The sequence below is a fragment of the Rhizobium glycinendophyticum genome (genome assembly GCF_006443685.1).
Taxonomy (GTDB): Bacteria; Pseudomonadota; Alphaproteobacteria; order Rhizobiales; family Rhizobiaceae; genus Allorhizobium; species Allorhizobium glycinendophyticum.
In genome coordinates this window covers 67,718-89,264 of record NZ_VFYP01000008.1, presented here as the reverse complement: position 1 = coordinate 89,264, position 21,547 = coordinate 67,718, and the positions used below count along the sequence as shown (strand labels likewise).

Genomic DNA, 21,547 nt, shown 5'->3' with positions numbered 1-21,547 from the left:
GTGACCCAGCAGAACGCCGGCGCCTCGGAAGAGATGTCGGCCACCTCGGAAGAGCTCGCCGCCCAGGCCGAAGAGCTGCAGGCTTCGATTGCCTTCTTCAAGGTGAATACGGCTACAAGGCAAAGCAGCGCTCAGCCGGTGAAGCAGTTGAAGGCCGTTGCGGCAAAAATGGCAAACCCGGTTCAGGCAAAGCGGACGGCATCTAGAGCGGGTCTTGCCGCTTCAAAGGGGTCGGGCTTTGCCCTCGACATGAGCATGGGTGGCCCGGACGGCGATGACGATGAGTTTCGCCAGACGGCCTGACGCGGCCAGACAACGACAATACGTCACCGGCCCTTCGCTCTTCTGAGGCGGGCCGGTGAACTTCACGATCCTGCCCCGGCGTCCTCACACTCAGCGGGATCCGAGGGCGATGTGACCCAAAGGAGTGCGCCTCATGGCCCATGCAGCAACTGAATCGCAATTTGTGACCTTCAGCCTCGAAAACGAATGTTTCGCAGTGCCTGTCGAGGTCGTCAGGGAAATTCTTGACCACGAGGATCCCTTCCGGATTCCCCACGGACCCGATTATCTCCTTGGCCTCCGCGATGTGCGCGGCCAGGGGGTTCCGGTCATCGATCTCCGCTTGCGGCTGGGCATGTCACAGACCCAGAAGACTCCGCATACGCGGATCCTCGTCATCGATGTGACCATCGACGGGCGCTCCCTTTCGCTTGGTCTCGTTGCCGACCGCGTGTTTGAGGTCACCTCTTTCCGCAGCGACGCCATAGAGGCTGCGCCGGATATCGGGATCCGCTGGCAGTCCGATTACATCGCAGGGGTTGTCCGCCGCGCCGGCGATTTCGTCGTGATCGTCAACCTGACCAAACTCTTTTCCGGCACGGACATGCGCTCGCTCGGTTCCGTCGCCACCAGACCCCTGGAACCCGCATGATCGCTCCGGCATTGAAGAGATCCGCGACGACAGGCCCGGAACGTCCGTCAATGGCATCTGCCCTCGGCGACGGCCTCAGCGCCCGCAATTTCGACCTGCTGTCGCGCTACATCTATGATTACAGCGGCATCAAGATGCCCGTGACCAAAAAGACGATGCTTGAGGGGCGGCTGCGTCGCCGCCTGCGCTTCGTCGGCATCGACGGACTCAACGAGTATTGCGATTACCTGTTCAAAGACGGTGGCATCGAGAGTGAAGCGATCCATCTGATCGATGTCGTCACCACCAACAAGACCGACTTCTTCCGCGAACCCACGCATTTCGACCACCTGACCAATAAGGCCCTGCCCGACCTCGTCGCGAAAGGTCATAGACGACTGCGCGTCTGGAGTTCAGCCTGCTCGATCGGCGCCGAGCCCTATACGCTTGCCATGGTGATCGAAGACTTCATTCAAGCCAATGGAGGGCCCGACTATGCGATCCTCGCCACCGATCTCTCCACCGATGTGCTGCGCGTCGCCAAGCGCGGCATCTTCTCTACCGCAATGATCGAGCCTGTCGATCGCGAGCGCCGCAAGCGCTACGTGATGGAACCGCGGGACCCCTCTCGTGGGGAGGTACGAATTCACCCCAGATTGCGCGCAAAGGTGGGTTTCGCCCGGCTGAACCTGATGGACACGTCTTACGGGGTCGGCGATCCCATGCAAGTCATCTTCTGCCGCAACGTCCTGATCTATTTCGACAAGAAGACACAGGAGAAGGTGCTTTCGCGGCTCTGCGACAAGCTCGTGTCCGGCGGCTACCTCTATGTCGGCCACTCGGAAACCATCACCGGCTTCGCCCTTCCCGTCCGGCAGGTGGCCAATACGGTCTTTCAGAAGGTCTGATTTGAAGATGGCGAAAAAGATCCGTGTGTTGATCGTCGATGACTCAGCGAGCGTCCGTCAGGCGCTGACGCAGGTCCTGGAAGCCGACGGCGACATCGAGGTCATGGGCGTGGCCTCCGATCCCTTTGTCGCAGCGCGGCGCATTCAGGAGGAAGTGCCCGACGTCGTAACGCTGGATGTCGAGATGCCGAAGATGGACGGCATAACCTTCCTGCGCAAACTGATGGCCCAGCATCCGATCCCCGTCGTTATGTGCTCATCGCTGACAGAAGCGGGATCGCAGACCCTGATGCAGGCGCTGGAGGCAGGCGCTGTCGACATCATCCTGAAACCGAAGATCGCCGCCGCAGATCACCTGGCCGAAGCCGGGGCCATGATCCGCCAGACGGTCAAGGGTGCCGCTTCGGCTCGGGTGAAATCGGACCGCCGCCGCATGCCCTTCCCCGGTGCGACCGAGGCCAAGCTCACCGCCGATGCGGTCCTGCCGCCACCCACCGGACGCCCGATGGCCAAGACGACCGAAATGGTCGTTTGCATCGGCGCCTCGACGGGCGGAACGGAAGCGTTGCGCGAACTTCTTGTCGCGCTGCCCGCCAATTCTCCGGGTATCGTCATCGTCCAGCACATGCCGGAAAAATTCACCTCCGCCTTCGCCTCCCGACTCAACACGCTGTGCCAGGTGGAGGTGAAGGAGGCAGTTCACGGCGATCCCGTCCTGCGCGGCCACGTGCTGATTGCGCCCGGCGGTCGACATATGCTGCTGGAGCGCCAGGGTGCCCGATACATGGTGGGCATCAAAGAAGGCCCGCTTGTCTCGCGCCACCGCCCCTCGGTCGACGTCCTTTTCCGCTCCGCTGCCCGCGCGGCAGGTTCGAATGCCATGGGTGTCATTATGACCGGCATGGGCGACGACGGTGCGCGCGGCATGGATGAAATGCACAAAGCCGGGGCCTTCACCGTGGCCCAGGACGAAGCGACATCGATCGTCTTTGGCATGCCGAAGGAGGCGATTGCACGGGGTGGCGTCGACCGCATCGTGCCTCTCGAGCAGATCGCCCGTGAAATCCTTGCCGCAGACCGAAGGCATCTTGGTTGACGTGTTGCCAGGACGGCGACCCGCCAAGCAGACAGAATGAACATGAGCAAAGAGGGTTCAAGATGAACACCCAGCGAGCGAAACAGACCGAGCGCCATTTTTCGCCGACGGTCACCATCCGCACCAGACTGGGCGAAGCATTGGCCCAGATCGAGCAGCGATTTCTCGATGGCGGAACCGTGCTGGTGGCAGTACTCGACGTTTTCGGTGGACTGCTGACATCGCTTGGCGGCATCTCTGACGCCCTGCGCGAAGACGAGGCGGCGGAGGCAACGGAAGAACTTCTGTCCACCGCAGCACTCATCGCGGCCCTTCCCGCCCAGCAGCAGGATATGCGAGAGCGCTTTATCCTGATCGGCGACTATGGCCAGGCCCTGTCAAACGAGGTGCTGGCGATGGAGGACACGCTGCGCTATCTGCGCACCTTCGCCGTCACAGCCAAGATCACCGGCGCAGGCATTGCCGATTTCGCCGGCTTCGCCGAAGAGATCGTCGAGCGCATCCAGTTCGCAACCCAGGAGGTGAAGTCCTTCGGAGAGAGGATCAGGGGACTGCAGGCTCTGATCGACCACGCCCGGACCGGAAGCGACGGGCTGACCCGCCACGACCACGCTATCCCCGCGATCGTCGAAGACCTGGGCCGCAACGCCAATGCAATCAAGAACCAGCGCGACTCGCTTGCCCAGTTGGCGGCGCAAGTGACGGGGCTTGCGACGAAGGTTCAGAACCGGCTCGCCAGCACACTGTCGTCGCTGCAGATCGGCGACGTCACCCGTCAGCGGCTGGAGCATTGCCAGACAGCTCTCGATATTGCCGAGGCGCATCTGGCGACCTCAGCAGCGCATGACCTGTCGACCGAAGACAGGGAGCGCGTCATCCTTCTGGTCACCCAATTGGTGCGGGATCAACTGATTGCCATGTCCGAAGAGTTCCGGACCGAATGTGCGACCATTGTCCGCAACCTCGGAGCCTTCTCCAACGATGTCACGGTTCTTATGGACCTGCAGAATTCGATGCTGCCGACGGCCGGTGAGACCACGACCCGATCGGCCATGGGGCTTGTGCGGGAAAGCCTCGAGACGGCGCGAACCCTGGTGGATGGGATCGAGCAGTCTGCCGGCGAAGCGCAGCGCCTGAGCGCCTCTGTCGGCGGCATGGTGAAAGACCTTGTCGAGAGTGTCGAGACAATCCAGATCGTGCGCACGGACATCCAGTACATGGCGCTCAACACCAACCTGCGCTGCAGCAAGCTAGGCGAAGAGAGCCGCGCGATCAACGTCGTCACCAATGAACTGCGCACCTTCTCGGCGAGGCTCGATGACGTCACCGATCGCGCCCTCGGCCATTTGCGGCTTCTCGATGAGCAGGCGGTCGGCCTCAGCAAGTCCGAAACGGGTGAGAGCGGCGAAGGCGACCCCGACCTCGTCGCACGCATCGAGATCGCGCTTGCCCACGTCACGCAAGCCGGTGATGTTCTGGACGGCAAGCTGGACGATCTCCAAGACAAGGGCCAGGAGATTGCAATCAAGGTGGCAAAAGCAACGGCCGGACTAAATTTCCATGAGGAACTGACGGTGATCCTCGGCGACTGCGTCTCCTTGGCAGCCGAGGCGATCCTGGCCGAGCCGACCTGCGACGGTCTCGAACCCTTACTATCGGGAATCTCTGCAGAGATCTTCAGGACCTACACCATGAAGTCCGAGCGCGACATCCACTGCGCAATCTTCGGCACGGCCGGTGCAGAGGCGGGGGAGATGCAAGCCCCGCAGGCCCATCACATGACAGATGACGAATTGTTCGACGACGCCCTGTTCTGAGCGGCAGTGAGTGTCGACTTGATCAAAGCTCAGGCCACGAGGCGGACGGCCGGAGACGCCACGCTGTTCAGCTTGCCGATGGTGCAGTAGTGCATCAGCCGTTCCAGAACCTCCCGTCCGAGCATCTGGGCATTTTCCTGGGCGCGTTCGAGATTGCTGACATGGCGGGGATCCATTGTGTAGAGCGTCTCGCCACACGAAAAGACATCCCGGAAAGCGGCGCGCTCGACGATTGGCGTTGCCATCAGATGCACCCGCTTCTCCGCGAGCAGCTGCTTCACGCCCTGCAGTGCCCGCGTGGTGATGATCGGATTGATGCGCGTCAGCACGACGGAATGCGGGATACGGATGCCCGCCCTGTGTTCCAGATACGTCAGAAGATCGATCACGGTTGCCGCCCCTTGAGCATCCATTGCCGACCCCTGTGCGGGGATCAACACATAATCGGAATGGCCCATCGCCTGGGCAATCAACGGGCTTCGATGCCCGGGCAGATCAAGGATGACGACATCGACGGCGGGCTGCCACCGCTTGATTTCGCGCTCCAGACTGGCCGCAGAAACATAGGGAACCACCTGCAACCGCTCAGGACAGTTGCCCCCGAGTTGCTGGTGCCAGCGTGAGATCCAATGCTGTGGATCGGCATCGAGCACGGCGATCCGCATCCCCATCCGCGCCAGTTCCGTCGCGATCAGTAGCACGGCCGTCGTCTTGCCGGCACCACCCTTCGTGTTGGCGAAAGTCAAAACAGGCATATGAGCGTCCAATCCTCGGCTGCATCGTCGCAGCAGCCGCAAACAGGTGAAGTGGCATACAGAATGGGCCCAACATGCTTAACCGGTGGTAAACTGCGGTAGAATTCAAGCAATTGCTACAACTGACTCCTGCGCCGGTAGCGCAGGCGAAGGGGCCTGGATGGTGCCTGTGGCCTCGGCACCAGGATCTGGACCCTCTTGAGAAAATCAGCCAAACAAAGCGTGCTGGCGGTGTACCGGCCACGCGATTAACAAAAGTGTATTGACATTGCGGCCGGCACTCGGTTCGCAATCCGGAGATCAACCCGATGACCTGGCGCATGCCCTCTGAAACCGCCCGCCATGACCGAACCTGGATGGCATTTCCGCGTACCGGCACAACACTTGGCGAAGGTGAGAGCTGGCAGCAGACCGGTTACGAGGCATGGACGTCTGTCGCGCACGGCATCGCCGAATTCGAACCGGTGACCATGGTCATCGATCCTTCGGAGCGACAACGGGCCCGCCGCATGCTCGGCAGCCACATTGAGCAGATCGAAATGCCGCTCGATGAATTCTGGATGCGCGACTTCGGTCCGACCTTCGTGCTCGATGACGCGCGACCGAATGTTCTAGGAGCGGTCGACTGGATCTTCAACGGTTGGGGTGATCACGGCTGGGCGGAATGGAAGCATTCAGCGCAGATCGCCCGCCAGATTGCCGCCAATTGCGGCGCTGAACCGGTACCGAGCCTTCTTGTCAACGAAGGGGGCGGCATCCACGTTGACGGCGAGGGCACGGTTCTCGTGACCGAGACCGTGCAACTGGATCCACGCCGCAATCCCTTTGCCGACAAACATCGGGTGGAGGCCGAATTGTCCCGCACGATCGGTGCCACCAAGGTCATCTGGCTGCCCCGCGGCCTGACCCGCGATTATGAAGCCTTCGGGACTTCCGGCCACGTCGACATCGTCGCAACCATCGCAGCACCCGGCGTTCTCCTCCTCCATCGCCAGCCCAACCCGGACCATCCCGATCACGCCGTCATGCGTGAGCTGCGCGCGTTTCTCGCCACCACCACCGATGCCGCAGGCCGCCCCTGGAGGATCCTCGATCTCGACGCACCTGAGGCGATCCGGGACGAGGACGGGTTTGTCGACTATAGCTATGTCAATCATCTGGTGGTCAATGGCGGCGTCGTCGCCTGCGGATTCGGTGATGAAAAGGCAGATGCCGCCGCTCGTGACGTGTTGGCAGAGGCCTATCCCGGCAGACGCGTGGTAACCATCGACTCACGCCCGATCTTTGCGCGCGGCGGCGGCATTCACTGCATCACCCAGCAGCAGCCTTCGCTGAACGAGAGAAGCTGATCATGGCTGGTTTCGAAGTCTTCGAAAAATCGATCGCAGAGCTACGCGCCGCGCTGGAAGCCGGCGAAGTCACCAGCATCGAACTGGTCCGAGCTTACCTCGACCGGATCGCGCATTACGATGCGCCCGGGACGAGCACCGCCCTCAATGCCATGGTCGTGCTCAACCCGGAAGCACTCGCCGAGGCGGAAGCGTCCGATAGCCGACGCAGCCAAGGCGCCCCGCTCTCGCCGCTCGATGGCATCCCCTATACCGCCAAGGACAGCTATCTTGTCCGCGGCCTGACGGCGGCCGCTGGCAGTCCGGCTTTCGAACATCTTGTGGCGCAACGAGACGCCTTCACGATTGAGCGCCTGCGCGCCGCCGGTGCCATCTGCCTCGGGCTCACCAACATGCCCCCGATGGCCAATGGCGGCATGCAGCGCGGCGTCTACGGCCGTGCCGAAAGCCCCTATAATGCCGATTGGCTCACCAGCGCCTTCGGCTCGGGCTCGTCCAATGGTTCGGGAACCGCAACAGCGGCCTGCTTCGGCGCGTTCGGTCTCGGCGAAGAAACCTGGTCGAGCGGTCGGGCGCCGGCCTCGAACAATGCCCTTTGCGCTTACACACCCTCGCGCGGCATTCTATCGGTGCGTGGCAATTGGCCCCTGGTGCCGACTATGGATGTCGTGGTGCCGCACACGCGCAGCATGGCCGACATGCTGGAATTGCTCGACGTCATCGTGGCAGATGATCCCGAAACACGTGGCGATTTCTGGCGTGCCCAGCCATGGATCTCCATCCCCGCAGCATCAGCGGTCAAGCCCAGGTCATACGAGGCGCTGGCATCTCGAGACCCCTCGCAGGCGCGACAGACGCTCGCCGGAAAGTGCTTCGGGGCGCCACGCATGTATATCAACGAAGACCCCACTGCCGGATCAAATCCTGAAGGCGGAATCGGCGGCTCCACCGGCAAGCCGATCCACACCCGCGCCTCCATCATAGACCTGTGGCAAAAGGCAAGGCTGGACCTGGAGGCGGCAGGTGCAATAGTCCTGCCGGTCGACTTTCCCGTCGTCAGCCATTACGAGGCCGACCGCCCAAGGGCGCCGTCGATCCTGTCGCGTGGCCTTGTCAGCCGGGAGTTCCTCCACCGGGAGATCCTGGATCTTTCAGCCTGGGCCTGGGACGACTTTCTGGCGGCCAATGGTGATCCCGAACTGTCGACACTCGCCAACGTGGACGGCAGGCAGATCTTTCCGCATCCAGAGGGCGCCTTGCCGGACCGCTACACGGGTTTCGACGACTTTCTTCCCGACTACCCGGCGCAAGTGCGCGATCATCCCCGGCGCTCGTTTACGGAGATACCGCATCTGGCCGAGGGTCTACGCGGGCTGGAAGAAACCCGCCGCATCGATCTCGAACAGTGGATGGACCGTCTCGGTCTGGATGCGGTGATCTTTCCGGCAGTTGCCGATATCGGGCCGGCCGACATGGACCGGAACCCTGGATCGGCAGACCTCGGCTGGCGCAACGGCGTATGGGTGGCCAACGGCAATCTCGCCATCCGCCATCTCGGCATACCGACCGTCACCGTACCCATGGGAACGATGACCGACATCGGCATGCCCGTCGGCCTGACCTTCGCTGGCCGCGCCTATGACGACGAGGCCCTGCTCACGCTGGCAGCAGCCTTCGAGGCAACAGGTCACCGCCGCACCGCCCCACCCCGGACACCGGCCTTGTCCCGGCAATAGGCGCTCGGGTTCCGCCACATTTGGCGAGAACGAGGGGTTGGCGAGAGAAGCCAAAAAGGCGGCGGCGACGGCCGTGCAGGCATCGCTGAGGATAGGAAAAACGAGCGCGACTTGCGGCTGTTCGCCGACGTCTGGGGCGAGATCGCGACGAGGCTCGCGCAGTGGTTTCGGATCAGCAAGGGATCAACGAGCATGCGCTTGGGAGTGCAACAGGAGGTCCTGGACTTGTTGTGACGTTACTGTTCAAGCTGGCAGAGTGATACGTCGAGCGATGGCCGATATGACCCACATGAAGGCGCAAAGCCTTCGCGCTCTTGAAGGGATTGGAATCGCTGACCACCCATAACTGCGGATGCAAGCCGGCAGATATACGAAGCAGATTAAGCATCGCGCAAATGTGGAATGTTCGGAAGTCGGGGGCAGATGGCCGTGGATTGAGAAGCGAAGCCCCCCAAATATGGCCCTCGGCAAACTCCGGCGGTTGACGCAGTTCAGGGCTTTCTCTCCCTAACGAGCGCAAAATTACCATCCATGACTGCGAACAGATAGTAGCCTCGCAGAAACGCATCCTGCAGCTTATGCCTCAATTCAAGAAGCTCTCCCAGTTGATCAGACACATCTTCGAGCTCTCGATTTTTTCCTGAGCGGAGCGTCGGAACGAGAAGCATTTCTTCGGGCAAAGTGACCGGGTACTCGCCATTGAAGCGCTGTTCGACCAGTGGATCATCCAAGCGCCAATCGACAAGCAGACGATCCGAAGGGAGCCCGGAGTTAATGCCGCCCATCTCTCCATAGTAGTCGACGAGATAGGTGGATGAGCGGCCACCGAGCCGGTTGAGATTGAGGCGTGCATTTGTGATACGCGCGGGATCGAAGGTCCATCGCACCTGGCTTATTCCACGCGCCAGACACCACTTGCGCTGGTACCACTTGAGATCGGCTCCAAGCCCCCTGCCCCGCATATCCGGCGCGACAGCCAGTCTGTGCGAATGCTGAACAGCCGGATCCCGGGTCGGAAAGCCGAAAACATAGCCAACCAGGCGGTTAGCAAGAAATGCGCCAGCGACCAGTCCCCCTTCGGCCTGGATCACCATCATCAAATCTGCAGGATCGGGCGTATCGCCTCGACCCCAGACTTCCCTTTGCAGGCCTTCGGCTTGGCGAAATTCTGCCATTCCGTCCAATTCTCGGATCCGGACTTCTGTCATGGCGCGAAGTTTTCCAGCCCGATCGTGACATGGGGGAGAAAGCCCTGATCGAGTGACACGCCTATCCCGCTTCCCGCAGGCACCGGCATCCTTCCATGATGTGCTTCGAGCTTTTGCTCGATGATGTCGCGCTGAAAATAACGGCTCGCAGAGGACGTATCCCCTGGCTTCTGAAAGTTTAAAAGGGTCGAGAGATGAATGTTGTGGGCGCGACCAATTCCGCTCTCAAGCATGCCCCCGCACCAAACCGGCACGGAGAAGGCCTCGGCAAGGTCGTGGATCTTCAAGGAATTCACGTAGCCGCCAGACCGGCCGACCTTGATGTTGATCACCCGTGCGGCATCCGATTGCAGCGCCTTGCGCGCATCTTCGGGGCTGCGGATGCTCTCGTCGAGACAAAGCGGCGTGCGCAGCCTTCGCTGTAGGACGCCATGATCGTGGATGTCATTCCAGGCAAGCGGCTGTTCGATATAGTCGAGATCGAACTCGTCCAGGCGCGCCAGCAGTGAACTGTCCGCCAGCGAGTAGGCACTGTTTGCATCGGCAGTCAGGTGGATCCCTGGAAACTGCGCGCGAACAGCACGTATGATCTCAAGATCATGCCCCGGCTTGATCTTCAGCTTGATCCGCTTGTACCCCTCATCGACATGGGTCGAGACACGATCAATCGTCTGCTCGATTGGCATGATGCCAAGCGAAACCCCGACATCCACCGCGTCACCCGCCCCCCCGAGAAGGGACTTGAGCGGCAGATCAAGCGACTTGGCCCAAAGGTCCCAGAACGCCATCTCGACCATCGCTTTGGCCATGGAGTTCCCGCGCCATGGCGCCAGCAGCCTATGGAGACCCTGGGGATTGTCGAAGCTTTTTCCGAGAATTTGCGGAAGGAAGACGGTGCGAGTGAGGTCCAGCGCACCGGCAACCGTTTCCTCTAGATAATCCGGCAGCGGATCCATGACACCTTCCGCATATCCATGCAGACCACCAGAACGCAGTGTCAGCAGGGGAAAGATCTTTTCGTGCAAGGTCCCACTGGAGATCGTGAACGGGGTGATGAGCGGAAGGCGGACGACACGCAGTTCGGCGCCGTCGATCCTGAGGGGGGCACGCGACTGCGTACCAATTGGTCTTTCGGTCATGCGTCAGGTGCCCCGATATCTGGTCGGCATAAATCTATGTTGATTTCAGTTTTCTTGCAAGATTGACGCAGTGAAAGAGTTCTGTCAGTCTTCTGTTCACTCACAGGGGATAGTGATGTCTAAATCGGACGGAGACATGCAGCAGGGTGGCACGACGGGCAAGGTTGGCGATCTGCGCCAGCGCCTGCAGCAACAGGCCGCATCTGGAACCCCGGCCGAGCGTGCCATCGCCTCGTATCTTCTGACAAACCTCCAATCCCTGCCGTTCGAGACGGCGGCAACGGTGGCGGCCAAAATCGGAGTTTCCGAAGCCTCGATTGGGCGCTTCTGCCGGGCCATCGGTTACCGAAGCCTGAAGGACCTGAAGGGCGGATTGCAGCAAGACCTCGGAGACCAGCCCTGGCTCATCGGGGATCGCCTGCAAGACTTCCACCGTCGCAGCCAGTCAGACAAGGGAGAGTTGGCCCGCGCTCTCGAAAAGGAGATGGCGGCGCTCGTGACGGTCTATGAGATCGCCTCGACACCGGAATTCGAGGGTGCCGTAAAGCGGTTGGCACGCTGCCCGAATGTCTTTGTCGCCGGTTTCCAGACCGAACGCGGCCATGCGGCCGAGCTCGTCCATAACCTCCAATATCTGCGCGCGGGCGTGCAACTTGCCGATATCGCTGGTGGCCACTTTGCCGAGGTCTTGCTCTCGCCACCCCAGGAAACAACCCTCGTACTGATCGACGGCCGGCGTTACTCGCGGTTGACCCGCGATCTTGCGATTGCCGCCCATGAGGTCGGTATCCGCATCAGCCTGATCACGGACCCCTATTGCGACTGGGCGACCGGGGTGATCGACGAACTGTTCGCCGTGCCAACCGACCTCAACCACTTCTGGGACACCACGTCGGCTATGTCCTCGCTGATCGGCCTGATGGTCAACGGGGTGTTCAATGAACTCGGCGCCGAGGTCGAGGAACGCATGGCACGCATATCCGCCTATTACGACGATTTCATCGGCCACACCGGCCAGTTTGGCCGCCAGCGTCGCTGGGACCGATGACTGCATAACAACAAAAACCTGCAGAGAGGACCGAAATGACAAGCTTGACTATTCGCAAATCCATCATCGCCGCAGGTGTCAGCCTGGCGGCTCTCTTCGCTGCTGCAGGCCCTTCAGTGGCCCAAGAGGCGGTGTTCGTCATGGCCAGCAACGAGGTTGGTTCACCGACCTATAATCCGATCAAGGCGTCCAACCTCAATATCGGCAGCACGCTGATCTTCGACCGTCTTGTCGCGCAAGATGCAGATCTGTCTTTCCATCCCTGGCTTGCCGAAAGCTGGGAAGAGGCGCCCGACGGCATGTCCTGGGTCTTCCACCTCAAGAAGGGTGTCACCTTCCACAACGGTGAACCCTTCAATGCACAAACAATCGTGAAGTGGCTCGAACTCTTCAAGGCTTCCGAGAATGCCTACATGACGGAGGCGATCCAGACCGTCGAGGTGATCGACGATGCGACCGTCAAGTTCGTTATGTCCCGGCCCGAGCCGAACCTGCTCTACAATTTTTCTTCGAGCTATCTCTCCGTCGTCGAGCCCAAGTCCTATGAAGCGCTGGGCGACAACTATGGCGTCACCGAGGTCTATGGCACCGGCCCCTTCAAACTCGAAAGCTTCACGATCGGCCAGGAAACCGTTCTCGTCCGCAACGAGGACTATGCCTGGGCGTCCTCGCTCGCCAAAAACCGGGGCAAGGCCAAGATTGCTAAGATCACCCTGCGTGAAATCGCCGAAGATTCGACGGCTTTCCTCGAGCTGAAGTCCGGTGGCGTCGATATGCTGCTCAGCGTCCCGACCGACTTCCTCGGCGAGGTCAAGAGCGAGAGCAATTTGGAAGTGGTCACACTGGCCGGCCAGGACGTGGCCTACATGCCAATCAACGTGACCAAGGAACCCTTCACGGACATCCGGGTCCGCGAAGCCGCTGCCAAGGCCATCAATCAGAAGGAAATTCTCGACTCCGTCTATGGTGGCGTGGGTGAAGTGGCCAATACCTTCCTGATCTCCGCCCTGCCGGAATCCAAGGTCGACCCCAAATACCAGATCTCCTACGACCCGGATCGTTCCAAGGCGCTGCTCGACGAGGCTGGCTGGACGATGGGTGCTGACGGGGTCCGGGAGAAGGACGGCAAGCCGCTTCGCGTGTCTCTCTGGACCCAGAGCGATTCCAGCTTCCGCCGCCTGACCGAGGTCGTCCAGGCCGAGCTCAAGGCCGTGGGCATTGACAGCGAGATCACCACCTTCGACAGTTCGGCAATCCGCGACCAGTACAAGAGCGGCAATCAGCAGCTCGCAGTTCGCTCCTACAATTGGGACAATGCTGATATCATAGACTGGTTCTTCGGAGGTGACCGACTCGGCTACCCGAACATTTCCATGTTCAACGATCCGAAGGCGGAAGAGCTCAGGAAGCTCGCGATGAGCGGCTCGAAGAACATGGCGGAACGGGTGAAGAACTTCACCGCCTACCACGAATATGTCCTTTCCCAATACCCGATGGCGCCAATCTATCAGCCCGTCAACTCCGTTGCCTACAATAAGGACCGCCTGGTTCTCCCGGCCGAAATTCACTCTCCGGGGGTCGGAGCAACGGTGATCATGGACATGGAAGTCAAGGAGTAACGGACAGGACCGCGAGGGATACGCAACCATGCTGGCTTATGCGCTTCGACGCGTGCTGATGCTCGTCCCCGTGTTCCTCGCGGTGTCCGTCGTCATTTTCTCGATTCTGCATTTCATCCCGGGTGATCCCATCGACAACCTGCTCAAGGTTGGCGCTCCCCCAGGACAGCGGGCCGAAATGATGGCCCGCTACGGGTTGGACCGCCCATTGCCGGTCCAGTATGCGATTTGGCTCGGAAAATTGCTGACAGGGGATTTGGGGACTGCAATCGTCGCTCGCCGCCCGGTCGTCGATCTGATCGCCCAGGCCCTCCCCCATTCGCTTCTTCTGGGAGGACTGGCACTGACCTTCTCCTCCCTCCTCGGTATTGCGCTCGGCGTTGTCGCAGCCTTGCGCAAGGATAGCCTGGTCGACCGAATGATCATGGGAGGTGTCCTGTTCGGATCGATGCTGCCGAGCTTCTGGCTGGGCCTGCTGCTGATCCTCGCATTCTCCGTAGGCTTGGGTTGGTTCCCTGTTTCAGGCGCACGCACCTGGTCCTCGCTTGTCCTTCCCGTGCTCACCATCGGCTTTGGCGGCACGGCACTCGTTGCACGTATCACGAGGGTTTCGATGATCGAGATCGCCTCGCGGGACTTTGTCCTTCTGCTGCATGCCAAGGGCCTGTCTCCGTTTGAGATCCAGATCCGCCACGTACTGCGGCATGCATTGATCCCCGTCGTGACGATCCTTGCCTTGCGCATCGGCTGGATACTCGGCGGTGCCGTAACGGTCGAGGTGGTCTTTGCAAGACCGGGCCTCGGCACGTTGCTGATCAAGGCCTTGAGTCAGCACGACTATCCGGTGGTGCAGGCAAGCCTGTTGATGCTCGCCATGGCCGTCATGCTCGGAACATTGCTTGGGGATCTGCTGCAGGCCGCCATGGATCCGCGCGTCAGGGGAGCCCTGGCATGACCGTATCACCGACAGGGGGCAATGCTGTGTGGCGGTCCCGCCTCGCCCCGCTGAGGCGTGCATTTTCAAGCCTGTCCGGCGCTCTGGCCGGCGCCTGGCTGCTGCTCGTTATCCTCGGCGCCATCTTCGGTCCGGCGCTCAGCCCTTACGCCTATGATGCTCAGGTGCTAAAGGAGGCCTTCCACCCGCCTTCGGCCTCCCATTTTCTGGGTACGGACGAGTTCGGCCGCGATCTTTTGACCCGGCTTCTCCAGGGTGCCCGGACGTCGCTTGCCGTCAGCAGCATCTCGATCCTCATATCAGTGCTTGCGGGACTGACCATCGGGGCTGCGGCCGGCTATTTCGGCGGCCTCTTCGATCGTATCGTGACCGCCGTCGTTGACCTGACCTGGTCCTTCCCGGAAATCCTCATCGCCCTCATCCTCGTCGCCATCATTGGCCCAGGCGTCAGCGGCACGATGGCGGCGATCGGCGTAGCCTATCTCGCGCAGTTCGCCAGGCTCGCGCGTACTCAGATCATGACGCTGAAGGGAGAGACCTATATCGAGGCGTCGCGCAGCCTCGGAGCCGGTCACACCCACCTGCTGTTTCGCCATCTGATCCCCAACGCGCTCGGTCCGGTGCTGGTTAGCGCCATGCTGGCCACGGGTGACGCGATCATTCTTGAGGCGACCCTCGGCTTCTTCGGGCTTGGCGCCCAACCGCCCCTGCCAAGCTGGGGATCGATGATGTCCTCCGGTTCAGCGCTTCTGTTCAAGGCGCCCTGGATCATTATCTTCCCCGGTGTCGCTGTGGCCTCGACCGTCATCGCCATCAACCTGTTCGGTGATGGCCTGATTGAAGCCTTCAATATTCGCGACCCGCGCCGGAGTGAGACATGAGCGCGCTCCTTGAGTTGCATGGCCTGTCAGTCGACATTGGCAACAGATCCCTCCTTGAGGAGGTCAGCTTTTCGCTGGAACGGAGCCAGATCCTCGGCCTCGTCGGGGAAAGCGGCTCAGGCAAGTCCCTCACCGCGCTTACCATCACCGGACTGCTGCCGCTGATTGGAGGGCGGGTCACCGGTGGACGCATATTGTTCGATGGTATGGACATGGCGCAGTTGTCCGACAGCAGCCGTCGCAAGCTCCGTGGTGGACGAATCGGATTCGTCATGCAGAACCCGATGACAGCGCTCGATCCCGTCCAGCGGATCGGCGAACAGGTCGATGTCGTCTCGCGGCTTCACCTCGGGTTATCACACAGAGATGCGCGTGCCCGCACGCTCGACCTGATGGCACAATTGCGCATTCCCGAAGCCAAAGCTGTTGCAGAAGCCTATCCGCATCAACTCTCCGGGGGCATGAAGCAGCGCATCGTGATCGCGATTGCATTGGCCGGCGATCCTGACCTCATCGTGGCGGATGAACCGACAACGGCGCTGGATGTGACCGTGCAGGCCCAGATCATCCAGATCCTCACTGGCCTCGTGCGCGAGCGCGGTCTTGCCCTGCTGCTCATCACCCATGACATGGGCGTCGTCGCACAGGCCTGCGATCGGGTGGCCGTGCTCTATGCCGGTCGCCTTGCCGAGGAACGCGCGGTCGGCCCACTCTTCGAAACCCCGGCTCATCCCTATACCGAGGCCCTGATCGGGTGCATCCCGCGCGACGAAATGGGAGCGGGCGGGCTCAATGGCATTCAAGGCACAGTCCCGAGCGCTGCGAATTTCCCGCCAGGTTGCCGCTTCCATCCCCGCTGCGATCGTGCCGTTGATATCTGTCGAACGACCCGGCCTGCCCCTCGCCCCCTTTCCGACAATGGTGGGGTGGCCTGTCATCTGGCACAGGGAGGATCGCTATGACCGAGCCATTGCTGTCAGTCCGGGGGCTGACAAAGCGGTTTGCAACGGGCGGCGGCTGGTTTGCTCGGCCTCGCGAGATGACGGCCGTGAACAAGGTCGATCTCACCCTCGAACGTGGCGAGGTGGTTGGCATTGTCGGTGAGTCCGGTTGCGGCAAATCCACACTCGCGCGCCTCATCATGCGGCTGATCGAAGCGACGGAGGGAGAGGTTGCTCTCGATGGCATCAGCCTGAACAACCTCAATCGACGGGATCTCCAGGCCGCGAGGCAACGCATGGCAATGGTGTTCCAAGATCCCTATTCGTCTCTCGATCCACGCTTCACCATCGCGCAGAGCATAGCGGAACCCTTCGTCGTCCAGTCACGACCGGTCTCGCGGGACGATATCGCCACCATCCTCGAAAGCGTCAGCCTCCCTGCATCGAGCGCCGAACGCTACCCGCACCAGCTATCCGGTGGCCAGCGCCAGCGGGTGGGAATTGCCCGGGCCCTGGCGCTGAAGCCTGATCTCATCATCCTCGACGAACCTACGGCGTCCCTCGATGTCTCCGTTCAGACGCAAATCGTCGAACTCCTCGCGTCCTTGCGCGATCGGCTGGGGCTCACCTATCTCTTCATTTCCCACGACCTCGGCCTCGTCCGCTATTTCTGCGACCGGATCATCGTCATGTATCTCGGTTCGGTCGTCGAAGTCCTACCCGACACCCGAACGGCACCTCGTCACCCTTACACCCGCGCCCTGATGGATTCGAGCTTCGTGCCCGACCCGGCATGTCGAAAGACGATTGTGCCGCTTTCGGGCGAGATCCCCTCCCCCTTCAATCTGCCCTCAGGGTGCGCCTTTTCCGCCCGTTGCAGCCGCGCGACCGATGCGTGCCGCAGCGAGCCCCCTCGCCTAGAGCAGCACGATGGCCATGCTGTTGCCTGCATCCATCCTCTTTGAACATACTTCTGGATTCGACCATGCCCTTCCGCATCCTCACTGCCGAATTCGTCCATGAAAGCAACACCTTCAAGAAGGGAGCGACCGATCTCGCGGCCTTTCAGCGTGAAACTCTCGACCTCGGTGAAGTTGCGGTCGAGCGCTTCGGAAACGTCAATGCAGAGATCGCGGGCTTCCTTGATGCGGGTCGCGAAGCGGGCTGGAGTATCAGACATGTCGTCTCAGCCCATGCCACACCCGGTGCCCGCGTGTCGCGCGAGGCATTTGACCACATCGCCGGGCTGATCTGCGATGCCGCCCGCGAAGAGGGTGAGGCACTGGATGGCATATTGCTCGGCCTGCACGGCTCGCTGGTCCCGGATTTCTGCGAGGATGGCGAAGGAGAACTCCTTACCCGATTGAGAGCCATCGTCGGCCCGGACATGCCGATCGCGGTGACACTGGATTTGCATGCCATGGCAACACCGTTGATGGTCAGCCAGGCGCAGATCTTTGTCTCGTATAAGACCTATCCGCATGTGGACATGCGGGAGATCGGTCGCCATGCCGGACGGCTTCTCGACATGGCTCTTGACGGGTCGATCCGACCGCGAACGCTTCGCGTGCACATCCCCATGCTTGACGAGGCCAACGCCGGCCGCACCGACGTTGCCGAGACAAAGGCACTCTATGACCGGGCCCGTCTTCACGAGCAGGAGCCGGGCATCCTCGCGGTGTCGATCAATGCTGGCTTTGCCGAAGCCGACATTGAGGAAGCGGGAGCGACCGTGCTCGTCACCTACGATGAGGGAACAGTTGAGGCGCAGACACGCGCCGAAACGATTGCCCACTCTCTTGCAGACACCATCTGGGCGCAACGCGGTCAGGTGGCAAACGACTTCCTGACACCGGAAGACGCTGCCCGGATTGCCCGCGACTTTCCGCTGTCAGGCCGCCCTCTGGTTATCGCAGACTATGCCGACAATCCGGGCGCGGGCGCCTACGGCGATGCCACGGCCTTGCTTCAGGCGCTGTTGTCGGCCGGAGCGACCGAGGGCGCTTTCGCGCCGATCATTGATGCTGAGGCCGCCACTTTCTTGCATCAGCACAGGGTCGGCGACATCGTGACGGTAGCGCTCGGCGGCAAGGTCGACCCGGCATTCGGCGGTGGCCCGCTGACCCTGACGGGAGAAATTCTGCACCTCTCCGACGGATCTTATACCGGCGACGGTCCGATCCTGGGCGGCATCACCCACAGTTTCGGGCCAACGGCAGTCTTCAGGGTCAGCGGTATCGACATCCTGGTGGTGACCATCCCCGGCCAGATGCTCGACCTGCAACAGGTCAAAGCCTTCGGCATAGAGCCGACGCGGCTGCGTTTCCTCGTCGTCAAATCGATGCAGCACTTCCGCGCGGCATTCGAGCCTATCTCAGAAAGAGTCATCGTCTGCGACAGCGGAGCTCTCGCGACGCCTCGGGCAGAACTCCGTTCCTACGTCCGCGTCCGGCGACCGATCTGGCCACTGGACCGGTGAAAGAATGGGCTTATTCATTGGGCTGGTCCAGACGTCAGATCCAACTTCCTTCCAATTCTCGGGATAGTATTGGGTTTTCAATCTGGTCTCATGCCTCTTTTCCATAGCCAATTTCATTGCGAACTTGCTGGGGTGATGTCGCCCAGCGACGAGTTTGATCTGTTTCTGATGTGATCCGCTTCCTTTGAAGCTTTCCACGAAGCTGTTTTGCGTCGGCTTGCCGGGAGCGATGTAATGCCATTCGACCTTGGTCTCCTGACACCATTTGTGGATGGCCATGCTGGCCATCTCCGTGCCGTTGTTCGAGACGATCGTCCTCGGTTTTCCGCGTTTGGCGATGAGACCACCCAGTTCACGGGCAAGCCTTGCGCTTGATAGGGACGTATGGGGCACCAGGTCAGTTGGTTCAGAAGATCATCATCACTCCCTCAAGCTACGGCAAGGCAGCCGAGCTCTCCATCATCGGCCTGTTGGCCACTGCTCACCCTGCCCCGCTCAGAAATTGCTCCGTCTGCAGAAGCTCGACCTGCACCGAGAAGCGATCACCTAGCACCTCCAGTGAAGCGTCATGGGTCTGGTCGGCGCCGCTGCAAACGGCGTCCTTGAGGAGAACCACCCGGTAGCCAAGATCGATAGCACCAAGTGCCGCGGCCAGAACACAGACGTCGGTTTCTCCTCCCGACACGACGACTGTATCCACGCCCTCTCCTGCAAGAACGCGATGAAGCTCGCCCGTAGTCCAAGGCGAATAGGTCATCTTGTCGAAGATCCTTGCAGGCGGCACCATCGCCTTCAGGGACGGGATGAGGTCCACCATCTCCGGCCCGAGCCGGTCGAGGGTCATCGCCTCCCATTTCTCGTAGTAGCTACGCCACATGCCGGGCATCTCCGCGGCCTGCTTAGGCGGGACGAAGCGGGTCAAGATCGTCCGCTGTGCATGGCGCTCAACAACCTCATGGATTTGAGGCGCCACCTGCTGCATCCAAGGCACATGCCAAGGCGTCTGCTCGGCAAACATGCGCTGCATGTCGATGCAAAGGTGGATCCAATTGTCTTCGGCGAGCCTGAATTCCATGAGCACCCAACTATACGACCTGGCCAAGGTTCCCGCCGGGGTGCGGCAGAACTGCCGACGGGTGATGAGCCCTTGCCTAGTCGAACGGCGTGACGGGAAGCCTCCGCTTGTGGTTGCTGCCGTGGTAGAAAGCCAGGATGCGCTCCCGCGCCTGATCGCCGATCGTCTGGCCTTCGAGGAAGTCATCGATCTCCTCGTAGGTGACCCCATAGACATCCTCGTCGGGCTTGAGAGGCGCGTCAGATTCGAGATCCGCTGTCGGCACTTTGAAGGCCAATTCGCGGGGAGCACCGAGATGCTCTGCGACAGCCCTCACCCGTCTTTTTGTCAGGCCTGCAAGCGGCAGGACGTCGGCCGCCCCATCTCCGAATTTGGTAAAGAAGCCCATGAGCGCTTCGGCAGCCTGGTCGGTGCCGATCACAAGACCCTTTGTGGCCCCCGCTAGACCATATTGGGCGATCATCCGCTGGCGCGCTTTGACGTTGCCCAGATGGAAGTGCTTGCGGGAGGCATCGATGAGATCGGAACCTTCGGCCATGATCGCATCGAGCATTGCATCCGCAGCAGGCCGAATGTCGATGCTGACGACGCGATCCGGCTTGATTACCGCAAGCGCTTTTTGGGCGTCGGCCTCGTCGGCTTGAACGCCATAAGGTAGCCGCACCGCAATGAACCGCGCGTCATAACCGTCGGCGCGCAGCTCTGTAACGGCAGCCTGTGCCAGCATCCCGGCAGCCAGTGAATCGACGCCTCCACTGATTCCGAGCACATAGGTTCGGCATGACGACTGACGCAGATACTGCTGCAGAAAGGCGATGCGCCTGCGTGCCTCGTCAGCTGCACTGAATTCCGGGGTGACCCCAAGGACTGCTGCGATCGACTGCTGTTCTTCTTCCATGGATCACCCGGATGTCTGCGAGATGTTATGAGCCCGGCGGCGTAGACACGGCCACGCTTGGTTGGTCATCGCAAAACGGATACGAGTCGTGATCGTTCCCGTGGAGCAATCTGCCAACGGCCTGCGGAGCATCTGCATCCTTGACGCGGACAGCGGGCGCCGGATCTTCCTGCGCCCGCTGGTTGTCCCGGGGATATCACGACTGCTGAAACCCTCAGCCGATCATGCTCTTGATGCCCTTGAGCATCACGAGATGAGACTGGATCCCGGTTACGCCGACCATGGAAGCACCGCGCGCCATGGGATCGTCGCCGCTCCGCGCATACTTCTTGTGAATTGCGAGCAGTTCCTCATGCCCGTCGATCTGGCCCTCGATATACATCTCGTCGAACTCGGCACCCTCGGCAGCCTGCAGCTTCTCAAGCATGGCGGCATGCTTCTGGCTGATGCCGGCGGAGCCTGGCTTGAAGCCGAAGGCCTCAGCGACCGCCGCCTGTTCGGTGATCTCCAGTTGTGCGAAGGTCTTTACGGCCGCGTGGTTGCCCTTCTTCAGCGCGAGCTGACTGGTGGCGGTGGCAAAGTCGCCGCCCATAAGGGCCGCCAGCTTCGCCTGTTCGATGGTGCCGCTTTGCGCAAAAGCTGCACCCGTCAGAGGGAACATGGCGGCCGTGGCCGCAGTCGAAATCAAGAGGTTGCGTCTGTTCATGGTTTTCTTTCCTCGCCCGCTGGG

The 21,547-nt window shown here is 61.0% G+C and carries 19 protein-coding genes and 2 pseudogenes; 14 read left to right on the top strand and 7 right to left on the bottom strand.

The window, feature by feature from the left end; all coding sequences use genetic code 11:
• From FJQ55_RS22755 to FJQ55_RS22735, 5 genes and pseudogenes are all read left to right on the top strand, one after another.
• Nucleotides 1–303: pseudogene (locus FJQ55_RS22755) on the top strand (methyl-accepting chemotaxis protein); the annotation flags it as partial.
• 133 nt (nt 304–436) lie between these two features.
• Nucleotides 437–934 (top strand): chemotaxis protein CheW, encoded by a 498-nt coding sequence (locus FJQ55_RS22750; RefSeq protein ID WP_140832394.1) that lies wholly within the window; start codon nt 437–439, stop codon nt 932–934.
• A 50-nt stretch (nt 935–984) separates the two neighbouring features.
• Complete coding sequence (locus tag FJQ55_RS22745; RefSeq protein WP_246085254.1) at nt 985–1,821, top strand: CheR family methyltransferase; 837 nt, start codon at nt 985–987, stop codon at nt 1,819–1,821.
• A 7-nt stretch (nt 1,822–1,828) separates the two neighbouring features.
• A complete protein-coding gene (locus FJQ55_RS22740) occupies nt 1,829–2,917 on the top strand; it encodes a protein-glutamate methylesterase/protein-glutamine glutaminase (protein WP_140832390.1) in 1,089 nt (362 codons plus the stop codon).
• Between the two features lie 62 nt (nt 2,918–2,979).
• The gene (locus FJQ55_RS22735) at nt 2,980–4,734 is read left to right on the top strand and encodes a hypothetical protein (RefSeq protein WP_140832388.1); all 1,755 of its coding nucleotides are present in this window, start codon (nt 2,980–2,982) and stop codon (nt 4,732–4,734) included.
• A gap of 29 nt (nt 4,735–4,763) precedes the next feature.
• Here FJQ55_RS22735 and FJQ55_RS22730 read toward each other — a convergent pair whose 3' ends face one another.
• Nucleotides 4,764–5,489, bottom strand: coding sequence for a ParA family protein (locus FJQ55_RS22730; RefSeq protein ID WP_140832386.1), 726 nt, complete (start codon nt 5,487–5,489; stop codon nt 4,764–4,766).
• A 308-nt stretch (nt 5,490–5,797) separates the two neighbouring features.
• On the opposite strand from FJQ55_RS22730, the gene FJQ55_RS22725 reads away from it, so the two are divergent.
• Nucleotides 5,798–6,838, top strand: coding sequence for an agmatine deiminase family protein (locus FJQ55_RS22725; protein ID WP_140832384.1), 1,041 nt, complete (start codon nt 5,798–5,800; stop codon nt 6,836–6,838).
• A gap of 2 nt (nt 6,839–6,840) precedes the next feature.
• Nucleotides 6,841–8,574: an amidase gene (locus tag FJQ55_RS22720; RefSeq protein ID WP_140832382.1), complete on the top strand. Its 1,734-nt coding sequence runs from the start codon at nt 6,841–6,843 to the stop codon at nt 8,572–8,574.
• Nucleotides 8,575–9,065: 491 nt separating this feature from the next.
• Here FJQ55_RS22720 and FJQ55_RS22715 read toward each other — a convergent pair whose 3' ends face one another.
• Together FJQ55_RS22715 and menC are read right to left on the bottom strand one after the other, a co-directional pair.
• Entirely contained in the window at nt 9,066–9,782 is a 717-nt protein-coding gene (locus tag FJQ55_RS22715; protein WP_140832380.1) for a GNAT family N-acetyltransferase, read from the bottom strand.
• On the bottom strand, nt 9,779–10,921 hold the full coding sequence (gene menC / locus FJQ55_RS22710; protein WP_140832378.1) for an o-succinylbenzoate synthase: 1,143 nt from the start codon (nt 10,919–10,921) through the stop codon (nt 9,779–9,781). Before menC ends, FJQ55_RS22715 begins: the two co-directional genes overlap by 4 nt.
• A gap of 115 nt (nt 10,922–11,036) precedes the next feature.
• On the opposite strand from menC, the gene FJQ55_RS22705 reads away from it, so the two are divergent.
• Genes FJQ55_RS22705 through FJQ55_RS22675 form a run of 7 tightly spaced genes read left to right on the top strand, consistent with a single transcriptional unit; the run spans nt 11,037 to nt 18,844 of the window.
• Nucleotides 11,037–11,969, top strand: a complete 933-nt coding sequence (locus FJQ55_RS22705; protein ID WP_208758261.1) for a MurR/RpiR family transcriptional regulator — start codon at nt 11,037–11,039, stop codon at nt 11,967–11,969.
• Between the two features lie 35 nt (nt 11,970–12,004).
• The gene (locus tag FJQ55_RS22700) at nt 12,005–13,588 is read left to right on the top strand and encodes an ABC transporter substrate-binding protein (RefSeq protein WP_140832376.1); all 1,584 of its coding nucleotides are present in this window, start codon (nt 12,005–12,007) and stop codon (nt 13,586–13,588) included.
• A 28-nt stretch (nt 13,589–13,616) separates the two neighbouring features.
• Nucleotides 13,617–14,543: an ABC transporter permease gene (locus FJQ55_RS22695; RefSeq protein ID WP_140832374.1), complete on the top strand. Its 927-nt coding sequence runs from the start codon at nt 13,617–13,619 to the stop codon at nt 14,541–14,543.
• Nucleotides 14,540–15,424: an ABC transporter permease gene (locus FJQ55_RS22690; protein WP_140832372.1), complete on the top strand. Its 885-nt coding sequence runs from the start codon at nt 14,540–14,542 to the stop codon at nt 15,422–15,424. Before FJQ55_RS22695 ends, FJQ55_RS22690 begins: the two co-directional genes overlap by 4 nt.
• Nucleotides 15,421–16,386, top strand: a complete 966-nt coding sequence (locus tag FJQ55_RS22685) for an ABC transporter ATP-binding protein (RefSeq protein ID WP_140832369.1) — start codon at nt 15,421–15,423, stop codon at nt 16,384–16,386. The genes FJQ55_RS22690 and FJQ55_RS22685 overlap by 4 nt, the downstream gene beginning before the upstream one ends.
• Entirely contained in the window at nt 16,383–17,330 is a 948-nt protein-coding gene (locus tag FJQ55_RS22680; protein ID WP_140832367.1) for an ABC transporter ATP-binding protein, read from the top strand. Before FJQ55_RS22685 ends, FJQ55_RS22680 begins: the two co-directional genes overlap by 4 nt.
• A 20-nt stretch (nt 17,331–17,350) precedes the next feature.
• On the top strand, nt 17,351–18,844 hold the full coding sequence (locus tag FJQ55_RS22675) for a M81 family metallopeptidase (RefSeq protein WP_140832364.1): 1,494 nt from the start codon (nt 17,351–17,353) through the stop codon (nt 18,842–18,844).
• A 180-nt stretch (nt 18,845–19,024) separates the two neighbouring features.
• Here the strand turns inward: FJQ55_RS22675 and FJQ55_RS23790 are convergent.
• From FJQ55_RS23790 to FJQ55_RS22655, 4 genes and pseudogenes are all read right to left on the bottom strand, one after another.
• A pseudogene (locus tag FJQ55_RS23790) lies at nt 19,025–19,237 on the bottom strand (DDE-type integrase/transposase/recombinase); the annotation flags it as partial.
• A gap of 88 nt (nt 19,238–19,325) precedes the next feature.
• Entirely contained in the window at nt 19,326–19,919 is a 594-nt protein-coding gene (locus FJQ55_RS22665; protein ID WP_140832362.1) for a cysteine hydrolase family protein, read from the bottom strand.
• Nucleotides 19,920–19,995: 76 nt separating this feature from the next.
• Nucleotides 19,996–20,817, bottom strand: coding sequence for an ammonia-dependent NAD(+) synthetase (gene nadE / locus FJQ55_RS22660; RefSeq protein ID WP_140832360.1), 822 nt, complete (start codon nt 20,815–20,817; stop codon nt 19,996–19,998).
• A 214-nt stretch (nt 20,818–21,031) separates the two neighbouring features.
• Nucleotides 21,032–21,523, bottom strand: a complete 492-nt coding sequence (locus FJQ55_RS22655) for a DUF4142 domain-containing protein (RefSeq protein WP_140832358.1) — start codon at nt 21,521–21,523, stop codon at nt 21,032–21,034.
• Nucleotides 21,524–21,547: the final 24 nt, after the last annotated feature.